8 protein-coding genes and 1 pseudogene are annotated in these 12,515 nt (G+C 39.8%); 2 read left to right on the top strand and 7 right to left on the bottom strand.

Annotated features, from left to right (window positions below):
• The first annotated feature begins 2 nt into the window (after window positions 1-2).
• Window positions 3-2,087 carry a BREX system Lon protease-like protein BrxL gene (gene brxL, locus ACE3PQ_RS05615; protein WP_374295970.1) on the top strand — a complete coding sequence of 695 codons (2,085 nt, stop codon included), beginning with the start codon at window positions 3-5 and terminating at the stop codon, window positions 2,085-2,087.
• 141 nt (window positions 2,088-2,228) lie between these two features.
• Here brxL and ACE3PQ_RS05610 read toward each other — a convergent pair.
• From ACE3PQ_RS05610 to ACE3PQ_RS05580, 7 genes and pseudogenes are all read right to left on the bottom strand, one after another.
• Window positions 2,229-3,179, bottom strand: a pseudogene (locus ACE3PQ_RS05610) (IS30 family transposase).
• Between the two features lie 405 nt (window positions 3,180-3,584).
• On the bottom strand, window positions 3,585-5,213 hold the full coding sequence (locus ACE3PQ_RS05605) for an iron ABC transporter permease (protein WP_035268400.1): 1,629 nt from the start codon (window positions 5,211-5,213) through the stop codon (window positions 3,585-3,587).
• A gap of 83 nt (window positions 5,214-5,296) precedes the next feature.
• A complete protein-coding gene (locus ACE3PQ_RS05600) occupies window positions 5,297-6,313 on the bottom strand; it encodes an extracellular solute-binding protein (protein WP_374295968.1) in 1,017 nt (338 codons plus the stop codon).
• Window positions 6,314-6,338: 25 nt separating this feature from the next.
• A complete protein-coding gene (locus tag ACE3PQ_RS05595) occupies window positions 6,339-7,460 on the bottom strand; it encodes an ABC transporter ATP-binding protein (RefSeq protein WP_374295966.1) in 1,122 nt (373 codons plus the stop codon).
• Window positions 7,461-7,836: 376 nt separating this feature from the next.
• A protein-coding gene (locus ACE3PQ_RS05590; RefSeq protein ID WP_374295998.1) for an IS3 family transposase occupies window positions 7,837-8,971 on the bottom strand; the annotation gives its coding sequence in 2 pieces (ribosomal slippage) (window positions 7,837-8,760 and window positions 8,762-8,971; 1,134 coding nt in all).
• 230 nt (window positions 8,972-9,201) lie between these two features.
• Window positions 9,202-9,933 carry a Fic family protein gene (locus ACE3PQ_RS05585; protein WP_374295964.1) on the bottom strand — a complete coding sequence of 244 codons (732 nt, stop codon included), beginning with the start codon at window positions 9,931-9,933 and terminating at the stop codon, window positions 9,202-9,204.
• Window positions 9,934-10,288: 355 nt separating this feature from the next.
• Window positions 10,289-11,254, bottom strand: coding sequence for an NAD(P)H-dependent flavin oxidoreductase (locus ACE3PQ_RS05580; protein ID WP_374295962.1), 966 nt, complete (start codon window positions 11,252-11,254; stop codon window positions 10,289-10,291).
• A gap of 176 nt (window positions 11,255-11,430) precedes the next feature.
• On the opposite strand from ACE3PQ_RS05580, the gene ACE3PQ_RS05575 reads away from it, so the two are divergent.
• Complete coding sequence (locus ACE3PQ_RS05575; protein WP_374295960.1) at window positions 11,431-12,492, top strand: AraC family transcriptional regulator; 1,062 nt, start codon at window positions 11,431-11,433, stop codon at window positions 12,490-12,492.
• Window positions 12,493-12,515: the final 23 nt, after the last annotated feature.

Genomic DNA, 12,515 nt, shown 5'->3' with positions numbered 1-12,515 from the left:
CGATGAATGAACTCGACCAAAAGCTGATAGCCACCTTTGAAGGCAAGGTATTACGCAAAGATTTACTTCATCGGATTAAGAAAGGAACCAATGTCCCGACGTTCGTGCTGGAATTTTTACTTGCGCGCTTTTGTGCGAGTGATGATCAGGCCGAAATGGATTCAGGCATGGAAGCTGTGCTTGCCAGCCTGCAGGACAACTATGTAAAACCTGATGAGGCTAATGCCGCACAGTCAAAGGTGGCAACCAAAGGCAAGCATCGTTTTATCGATAAGGTCCATGTTCGGTATGTCGAGAAGGAGAAACGCCACTGGGCATCGTTGGAGAACTTCAACTCACAGCGAATTGCTATCGGCGAGAAATTCTATCGAGACAATGACCGCCTATTGGAAGGCGGCATTTGGGCTGAAGTGACGCTGGCACACAACGCTATCGAAGAAGACGACTACGCGTTTTACATTGAAGATCTGCGCCCTATCCAGATCAGCCGCTTTGATTTTGACCGCTACTGTGAAGGTCGTACCCAATTCACCCGTGACGAGTGGATTGCGGCGATTCTGCGCACCGTTGGCTTGGAACCGACAAAGTTGTCCAAGCGCGTGCAGATGCACTTTATTGCGCGCTTAGCCGCCCTCGTTGAACCCAATTTCAACTACATTGAACTTGGTCCGCGCGGTACCGGAAAATCATATTTCTTTAGTGAGTTTTCACCGTATGCCACTTTGATTTCAGGGGGACAAGCAACCAAGTCTGCGCTGTTTTACAATAACGCACGTCGTAAGGTTGGCTTGGTTGGTTTTTGGGATACGGTGGCCTTTGATGAAGTGGGTGGCATAAAAGTCAAGGATCCAGATACCATTCAAATTATGAAGGATTTTATGGCAAATGGTCGCTTCTCACGGGGAGCTGAAGTCATTGCTGATGCTAGTTTAAGCTTTGTCGGTAACTTTGATCTTTCTATTAGTCAGGTAGTTAACTCTGTAGAGTACGATCTTTTTCAACCATTACCGGCTGAGTTCGATTTGGCTATTATGGATCGATTTGCTGCCTATATTCCTGGCTGGGAAATGCCAAAAAATAGCAGTGATTTTCTCACGAATAACTATGGATTTATCACGGATTACTTAGCAGAAGCATTTCACTATCAGTTTAAACATACCAATCGATATGAGGAAGTTAGTAAACGTATCCAACTGGGCAAGGCTGTTGAGGGGCGTGATGAAAAGGGTATTAAAAAGACGGTATGTGCCTTTTTGAAAATCCTTCATCCAACTGGAATTCCCACTGATGAAGAGTTTGAAGAATATGTAGCTTATGCTGTTGAGTGTCGTCGACGCGTGAAAGAGCAAATGAACAAACGCAAACCAGATGACGAGTTTGCGAATATTAATCTTTCATTCATTAATGCTATGGGACAAGAAATCATTGTGTATTGCCCTGAGTCAAAGGATGCAGCGGCAACACAGCAGCCATTTAGACGACAGCTCAATGAAAAATTTGCGTCTGAACGCGATCAAGAAATAAAGACAAGATCAGAGCAATTTACATCGATACCTGCTGATATAGAAGTTGAATCCATAGTTCCAACTTCAGATATAGTTGTTACTCAAGATAAGTTAATTGAGCAGCATTTTACAATTATGTATGGAGATGTTGGGCATAGCTATGAGTCAATTATGAGTCCTTATCTAAAAGGAGTGAAGACACTCGTTATTGAGGATCCATACATTCGTCTTCCACATCAAATCCAAAATTTCGTGCGCTTTTGTGAATGTGCTTTAAAGGCTGGAACTGTTAAGAAAATCAATTTAATCACAGGGTATGATGATAATACGCAGTTAGCCGATATTGCAGAGAAATTAGGTGAATTGAAGCAAAGTTTGCTTGAGATGGATGTTGAGCTTGAGATTGAGTTGAATCCTAACATTCATGATCGTGAAATTCGTTTAGATAATGGCTGGATCATCAAAATAGGGCGAGGGCTAGATTTTTATCAGAAACCAGGAGGGTGGTTCGAAATAGGTTCAAATGACTTAAGCCTTAGGAAATGCCTTGAAACTAAAGTAGATATTTTTCGTGTTGGTTAATTTTAATATTTTTTATTTGAAAGAATGGCTGACTTTTGCTTAAAAGAAGGCTATTCAGACGTCATCATTAGATTGCTCTTATTGTGTTGGTGGGTAACATTGGGTTAAAAATAATAAAAATCAAATATTAAGATGGCGGATTCAAGCAGCAAGTGCAACGGTATAAAAATTCGCCATCACTTTGCTAGGCGTTCGCCATCCTAAACTCTTTCTAGGACGGTTGTTTAAAGCATCCTGAATGGTTTGAACCTGCTCTTGTGTGACATGCTCGAATGATGATGATTTTGGCAGATATTGACGAATTAGACCATTGGTATTTTCACTCCTTGCACGTTGATTTGAATGGTACGCATCAGCAAAATATGTATCAATCCCTTGATTTGTAATACGTTGATGTTCTGAGAGCTCTTTGCCATTGTCAAATGTCACACTATACGCATGGCTCTGTTTCAATCGCTCTATGCAGTGATTAATCGTATTTGATGAAACCCTTGTTGTACCAAGATGAACAATATGTACATATAAACTCTTACGCTCTACCAGTGTTAAAATAGCTCCCTTATGATGCTTACCAATCACCGTATCCCCCTCAAAATCCCCAAGCCTTTGCCTTTGCTCATTTATCGCTTCACGTTCATGAATACTGCGTCTATTTGAAAGCTGTCCACGTCTATCATTGTTCTTATAGCCACGTTTTCTATAAGTTTTTTGATGACGTAGTGACTTGTACAAATCTCCCCCTTTGGCTTTATCCTGATAAATCTATTCGTGAGATGGGACATCTAGCCAACCACGTTCAAGCAATCCATGAGCAACTTGCTCAGGTGACCAACCACTTCTGATGAGATGGGCAATATAACAATAGGCGAAATCTGTGAATGATGGGGTTTTTCGATAGCAACGCTGTTGTGATAACACATGAGCCTGTTTTGCTCGATAACCACGCTGTCCCTGATTACGTCTTATTTCTCTTGATATGGTTGATTTAGAACGGTTTAATTTTCTAGAAATTTCAGCTTGTGAAGTTTTGCTTTTCAAAGCTGCATAAACTTCGTATCTTTCTTCTTGAGAAAGTTGGATGTATTGCTTCATTGTGTGCTGTCCAATTGCGAGTGGCTTTGTTGCATAAATATGTAAGCATCTGATTTTAATAAATTTAATTTTGGAGCAAAAAATAATCAAAACATTTAAAATCATATAGTTATGAAATCTTTGTGCAACAAAGCCCATGAAAAAAAGAAATATAAAAAAGTAATGTTATAACATTTCTTTTTATATTGAATTAACATGTGTTAAAATCAGTAACCAAGATCAAATCTTGGCCGAAGATTTGAATAAAATTAGTTTTGGTATTCAATGCACGAAATCTAATTTAGGTCAAAATTGGGTCAATGAATTTTTTTATTCAATAAAATATATTTAGAATGAATGGGTTAGGATTTGAGCTCGATTGACGCCACCTTTTCACTTCGATTATTTATGTGAATTTCGATTCATTTATCTATTCGTTTTACCCATTCGAGCAAGTAAAATAACAGGAATTAAGCCGACTAATACAATGAGTAGAGCGGCTATTGCACCATCTTCATAGGCTCCTCTTGATGCTTCTGCATAGAGTTGAGTCGCGAGTGTTTCCATATTAATCGGTCTAAGTAGAAGTGTTGCAGGTAACTCTTTCATCGCATCTACGAAGACTAATAAGGCAGCAGAGAGGATGGCCGGAGCCAATAAAGGGAAATGAACGCGCCACAAAATGCCTCGTTTATTTTGTCCTAAATTACGAGCAGCATCATCAAGTACTCCATGAATACGATTATACCCAGACTCTATACTACCAATTGAAATAGCCAAAAAACGAACCGTGTAGGCGTAAATTAAGATGCCACTCGTGCCCAATAATAGTAAACCCGTCGATATACCAAGCTTGAATTCGAGAAAATCTGCGATTGCATGATCAATAGCGCCTAAGGACAGCATCAGACCAATTGCGAGTACTGTTCCTGGAATTGCATAACCGAGGCTAGCAATACGGCTAAACCATATATTTTGGCTAAATCGTGCTGAGCTGACGATCAAAAAGCCGATGAGGATCGTAAAGAAGGTTGCTACACTCGCTAGGCTCAGTGTATTTACCGAAGCTTCTAATAGGGAATCCGAGAAGCCCGCATATTGTATGCGCTTATAAGACTCTACAATTAAATGGCAAAATGGAATAACGAATCCAATGACTACGGGAATCATTCCAAGTCCAAATAATAGTAGAGCTTTACGGCCAGTAATATGTCGGGCAGGCATGAGTCGACTACGTTGAGCTGAGTTCATATAACGCTGTTTCTGACGTCCTAACCTTTCTATTAAAACTAAGAAGGTAATGAACATCAGCATGAAAATAGCAATTTGTGCGGCACTAGCAAGATCAGACTGATTTATCCATGTTGAATAAATGGATAATGTGAGCGTGTTAATACCAAGAAATTCAGTTGCACCAATATCATTAATTGTTTCCATTAATACCAAGCTTGTACCTACAGCAATTGCTGGTCGAGCAAGGGGGATGGCAACTTTTAATAAGACCTTATTAGGATTAAGACCTAGACTTCGAGCGACCTCGATTAGACTAGCCGATTGCATTAAAAACATGGCACGAGTGCTTAAATACACATACGGATAAAGTACGAAGCTTAGTAAAAAAATGCCTCCCCAAACTGATCGAATGTTTGGGAACCATAATTGTTGCATATCTAAGCCGAGACCATCCCTTAACAGACTTTGAACTGGTCCGATAGGGTGGAGAATGTCGATATAGCTATAAGCGATAATATAAGTCGGTACTGCAAGTGGTAAAAGCAACGCCCAATCGAGAATTGAACGTCCACGAAATTGATAGGCTGTAACAATCCAGGCACTGCCTGTGCCAATCAATATCGTTAGAAAACCTACCCCAAAAAGAAGCATAAACGTATCGATTAAGGTCGCTGGAATTACAAAGCGAATCAGATGATCCCAAATCTCATTATTGCCCTGTAAGGCTGTCCAAACTAATGCGAAAACAGGTAAACAGGCGAGAAGCGTCAATAGTCCACTGAGCGATATTAAAGAACGAAATGCAGATTTTGTTTTTGACATTAAAGTGTATAGGTCTGATGCAATATTAAATTGAAATTAGGACTTACAGGAAGGAGAAAGCCTCCCTGTAAGTTTATCGGAAATTAACGATTAAACTGGACTTTATCCACCAGCATATTGGCTGTTTTGCGGTGTCGAGCAATATCACTTAAGCGTATAGAATCCACTTGTAGTTTGCCAAAGCTTGCAATAATCGGGTCAACTCTAACTCCAGGTTTAACTGGATACTCAAATCCACTTTTTGCATAGATGGCTTGAGCATGATCCGAGGCTAAGAACTCTAATAGTTGAACTGCTTCTTTGCGATTAGGTGCATATTTAGAAACAACGGCACCTGAAACATTCACATGCGTACCGCTATTTTTAAATTTCGGCAGGACAACGTTAATCGCATTACCCCAACGTTGTTGCTCTGGGTCGCCTTCACGCATATTGCCGACATAATAGGTATTTGCTACACCAATATCACAAATCTTGCCAAGAATATCTCGAGCAACATCACGATCCCCACCACTTGCAGGACGAGCTAAGTTGGCTTTGATACCACGTAGCCATTTTTCAGCCTCTTTTTCACCATAATGCGCGATATAGGCTGCAATTAGACCAGTGTTATAAGGATGGTTGCCAGAGCGGATACAGATTTTACCGTTCCACTTAGGATGAGCTAAATCTTCATATGAGATTGCAGTCAAAGGCGCACGATCTTTAGACACGTATACTGCACGTGCACGCATGGATAATGCATACCAATGTCCATTTGCTGCGCGTAAATTTGCCGGTATTGAGGAGTTAAGGACTTTAGAATCAACACGTTGTGTTAAACCATTTGAAACCAAATCTACCAGATTACCGAAGTCGACTGTAAGCATCACATCTGCAGGGGAGCGTCGACCTTCAACTTTAACACGTTCAAGTAAACCATCTTTGATAAAAACCGTATTGACCTTTACCCCAGTTTTTTGGGTAAATTCTTTTAAGAGCGGTTGAATCAGTGCAGGTTCACGCGTGGTATAAAGGTTGACTTCAGCTGCATTCACCCAGCTTCCACACAACGCAGTCAAGCCAGTCAAAATGAGAGGAATTTTTGAAATTGATTTCATGACTTATTTCCTAGTTAATACAAATTTAAATAGAGTATTCAAGCTGTACAAAACTTTTATTCACATCTAACTCATCTTCAGATTCGAAGAAATAACAAGCAGACAGGTTTACCGAGATATATACCTGATCATTTGCTGAATATTCGTATTGATCATCGACATGGGCAAAAATAATCATCGATTCAGAGATGATTTCTAAGCGCAACTGATAGGCTTGACCTAAATAACTAGATGAGATGACTCGAGCAGCAACTGCTCCTACAACAGGTTGATGATGGACCTGAACCTGTTTAGGACGGAAACAACATGAAAATGATTTTTCTTTGCCAGTTAAATGTTTTGGTAAAGGATGACGCCCAAAGAGCGTTTGAATTTGTTGATTTTCGTAATATGCTAGGGTCTCATTCAATACCGAGAAATATCGTGCAGCAAATAGTGTAGATGGCTCCAAATAAAGTTGTTTAGGTGATCCAATTTGAATGATTTTTCCCTGATGCATCAAGATAATTTGATCTGCAATCTGTAATGCTTCTTCAGGATCATGTGTGACGATCACGGTGGTAGTCTGGGTATTTTTTAAAAGCTGGATGGTATTTTGTCGGATTTGATCACGTAGGCGATGATCCAAATTGGAAAATGGTTCATCCATAAGAAGTACATGCGGCTTTGGAGCTAAAGCACGTGCTAATGCAACACGCTGTTGTTCACCGCCTGATAAGGTGTGTGGATAACTACGCATATGATGGTGCATTGAAACATGTTTTAAAGCTTGTTCTGCCATTTCTTGTTGCTGGCCTTTAGGAAATTTTTTTAACCCAAACATCACATTTTCGAGCACGCTTAAATGGGGGAACAGGGCATAATCCTGAAATACTAGACCAATATTTCGAGATTCTGCTGGAATCTGTTGCTCTTCATTCCATAAAATATTTTGTTCAAGTTGAATCGAGCCATTTGTCGGTGTTTCTAATCCAGCAATTAAACGTAGCATTGTCGTTTTACCACAACCTGAATGTCCAAGTAAGCAGATGATCTGCCCTTGATCCGCAGACCATGTTGCCTGACTGACAGCAAAGCGTTGGCCAAATTTTTTGCTTAGACCTTTAATTGTTAAAATACTGGCAGAAGATCCTGCATACATGTTCATACTGAGCTCGAAGTATTAATTCTTATCTAAATGATAACTGATAATTGTTTTGAATATCATTGAATGTTTGTAAACCCATTTAAAAATTTACGCAATTTTTACGACCAAATGAAATAAATGTAACTAATATTTTTATTCTCAAAAGTGTTACGGTTATGGCACTTGACGCTTTTGGCAACTATCTTTAACTTGAAAAAATCTAATTTGGAATATGTAACTGATGGCATCTCCACGCGTTGGTATAAATTTCAATAGATTTAAGATCTCCAAGAGAGAGGCGTTAATAAAATCTGTGGTTACATTTTTTAGAGTTTTCCTCGCAAAGATGTGTGATCATTACTGGACTGCTCCCAGTATCCTAGACATTGAAGTAGCCTCATTTTGAAGCTGCCTCGAATGCTTCTGGACTCATCCCATCAAGATGCGAATGGCGCCTGATTCGATTATAAAACATCTCAATATATTCAAAGATATCGGTTCTAGCCTCGGATCTGTTTGAATAAATCTTCTTCTTGATACGTTCTCTCTTTAACAACTGAAAGAAGCTTTCAGCAACAGCATTATCATGGCAGTTGCCTCGTCTGCTCATACTGCTTTCAAGATTATGATGCTTGAGAAATGTCTGCCATTCATGGCTGGTGTATTGGCTGCCTGAGAAGCATTGCTTCGCAAGAGAATGGATCAGTACCTTGTTCTTTGGATTCCTTCGCCACAAGGCCATCAGTAATGCATCTAACACCAGATCTGTTGTGATTCTCGACTTCATAGACCAGCCAATAACAAGGCGTGAAAATAGGTCAATCACAACTGCTAGATATAGCCACCCTTCATGAGTACGGATATCTTGCGAAGCAGTGCTTCTCATGTCAGTCACCCACAGCTGATTAGGATGAGTTGGGTTAAACTGTCGGTCTAACGTGTTTGCGGCAATGACAGTTGGAGTACCAGCGTAAGTTCTAGGTTTACGATAGCCACGCTGTGATTTGAGACCATTCGCCTTCATGAGGCGATGTACCCGATTGATCCCGCAACTTTCACCAACATCTTTCAAATCACAGTGAATCTTGCGATAGCCATAGACTCCGCCAGATTCCAGCCAGAACTGTTTAATCAGTCCTGAAAGCTGTTGCCGTTTCCTTGCAGTTTTACTGGTGGGTTGCTTTAACCATCCGTAATAACCACTGTGATGAACATCTAAAGTTGAACATAAACGACGAACAGGCCATATATGCTGGTTGTCCTGAATAAAGGCGTACCTCATTTGGACTGGCTTGCGAAGCGGCGTGAAAGCAGTGCTTTCACTTTAAGATGTCTCTTTCTTCTGTAACCCTTTGAAGCTCTTTTTTTAACTTTGCTAACTCTGAACTTGGGTCATTAAACTCTGTTGTCCTGGGTTGCTGTGGATCATAACGTTTAATCCAGGTATACAGACTATGGGTGGTGGTCCCTAAACGTGCAGCAACTTCAGCTACACTATGACCTTTCTCAGTAACTTGCTTTACTGCTTCAATTTTGAATTATTCAGGGTATCGTTTACTGCTCATAAGCACCTCGTTAATTAGCCATTTTATCTAACTAAAAGGTGTCTACAAAATCGGTGGCTATTCAATGCTTCAACCGAAAATGGATTTGAGCAAAGAGTTAATGCAATTAATAGACTAGTGTGATTGTTTAAAATATCAGAGTTGCTAATAACCTAATATTTTCCCTATCATCATTCTGAAAAAATAATAGGGAATTTTTAGATTCCTAAAATTAATTGATATGGTTTAAACCCCTCTAGCACAGCTTCAGCAACCAACTGAATGAAAGGCTCAGTTTTTCCATAAGCCATCCACTGATCTAGAGCTTCATAGTAGGCTAGGCGATTTTCGACTGTAATAACGCAAGGCGGATATCCAGCTTTGAGTAACTCAAGGTTCATCAAAAGACGCGATGTACGCCCATTGCCATCAATAAATGGATGAATACCTACAAAATCCGCATGTACTTTAGCAGCACGTTCAATAGGATGTAGCGTATGTGCTTCCGAATTATACCAATCCACGAGCTGAGCCATCTTGTCATTCAATAATGTATAGTCGGGTGGAGTAGTCGTTGCACCTGAAATCAATACATTTTGCTGGCGATAGCGACCTGCATTTTCATCATCGATGTTTTTTAGAATGAGTTGATGGATATTGCGAATCTGCCATTCAGAAAACGGTTCTTCTTTGCGGATAATATCTTCAACATAGTAGATAGCATTTCTATGGTTGATTGCTTCGAAATGTTCTCGTAAAGCTTTTCCACCAACAGTTATGCCTTCCAAAACTACTTTTGTTTCTAGCAATGTAAGCGTATTGCCTTCAATTGCATTTGAGTGATATGTCCAACGTAGAATAAGATCTTCTTGAAGGTTTTTTACAATAGCAGGAGAAAGAGGACGATGCTCATCTAATTTTTTCTTTAAAGCATCAATATTTTCAAACATAACCTACCCCCTGAAGTTGTACTCTTGAATGATACATGAAAAAAAGCGATTACAAAAAAGTGATGTTATATCATGACGTTTTTATGGGATTGTAAGGACGTGAGAACCTATATACCATTTCAAAAGTTCATTGCGGATTTGAATGATATCTCCAACTGATTCAATAGACTGAATTTGATGTAGGTCCGAATTACGTTACTAAATTTCAAATTATCAATTTGAAAAAATGAATAGTATTTATACGGTATTTTTTACGGTAACAGCTATTTTGGTTTAATTTTTTATTTATAAAAATCAATATCATATGTTCTGTTTATGGTGCGCGCTGAGCGCACCATCATTTTCATGTATTGTACTAAGTATTCAGTAAGCGCTCTTTCGCCGCTTTATATTCACGGCTTAAACGTGCAACAACATCTGATGCTGGTTCGATCGCTGTAATTGCGCCAATACCTTGACCACAGCCCCAAATATCTTTCCATGCTTTTTTGTCTGAATTGCCACCTGAGCCAAAATCCATTTTTGATGGATCGCTTTCAGGTAAGTCATTTGGATCAAGCCCTGCGGCAATAATAGATGGTTTCAAATAATTGCCGTGCACACCTGTGAATAGGTTGCTATACACAATATCTTCTGCACTCGAATCGACCAAACACTGCTTATAGTCTTGCGCTGCATTTGCTTCTGTTGTTGCAATAAATGTTGAACCAAGATACGCTAAATCTGCACCCATTGCTTGCGCTGCAAGGATCGAGTCGCCACGACTGATTGCGCCAGAAAGCAATAATGGACCATCGAACCACTGACGAATTTCCTGGATCAAGGCAAATGGCGACTGTGTCCCTGCATGACCGCCTGCACCTGCTGCAACGGCGATTAAACCATCTGCGCCTTTTTCGATGGCTTTTTTGGCGAATTTATTATTGATGATGTCATGCAATACGAGTCCCCCATAGCTGTGAATCGCTTCATTCACCTCGACACGTGCGCCGAGAGAGGTGATCACCACAGGCACTTTATATTTTACGCAAAGTGCCAAATCTTCTTCTAAACGATTATTCGATTTATGCACGATTTGGTTGACTGCAAACGGTGCAGCAGGCTGATCAGGATTTGCTTGGTTATAAGCGTCTAACTCTTCGGTGATGCGGATTAGCCATTTTTCAAATTCACCTTCACCACGTGCATTCAGCGCAGGGAATGAGCCAACGATGCCTGCTTTACATAAAGCTATCACCAAATCAGGATTGGAAATAATAAAAAGTGGCGCTGCAACCGCAGGCAAACGTAAACGATTTCTCAATAATTCTGGAAGAGCCATGTGAATAGTCCTTGCTGGTAATGCTGTAAATAACATTGGGTAAATTTAATGAAGTTATTATGGGAAAAATATGCTTTAAATTAAATGACAATCGATCACAATAAAATTGATAGTTTACAACAAAATTGGAATGATCAATAATTCATAAAATAGTCAATATAAATTGATAAAGCATCATGCAAAACCAGTCGATTCATAGTATTTCAATCAGTATAGATTTCGTGCATACAGCACTGGAGAAATTGACTTTAGCGCAAGATGAAATTGATCAGATATTACAACAATGTCGGATTTCCCAAGCTTTGTTAAAACATCAGCAAGCTCGGGTGAGTTTAAGGCAATATGCACAGCTCATTACGGAGCTGACTTTGGCTACTCGTGATGAGCTACTTGGGCATAGTCAAACTATTTCACCATTAGGTAGTTTGGCAGTGCTGATGCATTGGTTGATCTCTGCCAAAGACATGATGCAAGCCCTACAGCGTATCACCAAATATTATCAAATGATGGGTAAGGGTTTTGATATTTCATTACAGCATGATGGCGAGTTGATTCGAGCTGAGCTTGTTGGTGGGTTTCAAACCAAATCCGATGATGCATTTATTTATGCCTTTGGCTGTTTTTTTATTCATCGGATTTTGTGTTGGCTCAGTCGGGATATTTTGCCGATTACGTCCATTGATTTTCCTTTCCGTACACCGTCCTATGCTTTGGATTATCGTTTAATGTTTTATGGCGCACCGATTCGATTTGAGCAGAATGTGGCGCAGATGACTTTCTCAAAATCAGATTTAACATTACCTGTGAGTCAATCAATGGCGCAATTGCAACAGTTAGTCAAAGATCCATTTACCCAATTATTGATTTTAAATTTTCAGAATAGTAGTTGGTCGGCGAAGGTGGCAGAGTGTTTGCAAAATGCAGATCGTCTTTATGTTGATCATGCCAAAGTGAATCAAGAAGTGAATCATATGGCAACGCTTGCCGAGGTTGCTGAAATTTTGCAACTTGCAACGTATACCTTGCAACGTCGTTTGCAAGATGAAGGGCAGAGCTTTTTAGCAATTAAAAATCAAGTGAAACGAGATATAGCAATTGAGCTGTTGGTGAATAGCACGATGAGTATCGAAGAGATCAGTCTACAGCTTGGCTTTGCCGAAACCAGTCCATTTACTCGAAGTTTTAAGTTGTGGACTGGGGTTGCGCCAAGTGCTTATCGAAAGCATAAGAAAAGTTAAAATTACGATGTGGAAAATATTGA

Source organism: Acinetobacter sp. (assembly GCF_041911495.1).
Taxonomy (GTDB): domain Bacteria; phylum Pseudomonadota; class Gammaproteobacteria; order Pseudomonadales; family Moraxellaceae; genus Acinetobacter.
This window is presented reverse-complemented; position numbering and strand designations above follow the sequence as displayed.

Coding starts and splice junctions, on each gene's coding strand:
- brxL (WP_374295970.1), top strand. CDS start 3: ATGAATGAACTCGACCAAAAGCTGATAGCCACCTTTGAAGGCAAGGTA.
- ACE3PQ_RS05605 (WP_035268400.1), bottom strand. CDS start 5,213: ATGTCAAAAACAAAATCTGCATTTCGTTCTTTAATATCGCTCAGTGGA.
- ACE3PQ_RS05600 (WP_374295968.1), bottom strand. CDS start 6,313: ATGAAATCAATTTCAAAAATTCCTCTCATTTTGACTGGCTTGACTGCG.
- ACE3PQ_RS05595 (WP_374295966.1), bottom strand. CDS start 7,460: ATGAACATGTATGCAGGATCTTCTGCCAGTATTTTAACAATTAAAGGT.
- ACE3PQ_RS05585 (WP_374295964.1), bottom strand. CDS start 9,933: ATGTTTGAAAATATTGATGCTTTAAAGAAAAAATTAGATGAGCATCGT.
- ACE3PQ_RS05580 (WP_374295962.1), bottom strand. CDS start 11,254: ATGGCTCTTCCAGAATTATTGAGAAATCGTTTACGTTTGCCTGCGGTT.
- ACE3PQ_RS05575 (WP_374295960.1), top strand. CDS start 11,431: ATGCAAAACCAGTCGATTCATAGTATTTCAATCAGTATAGATTTCGTG.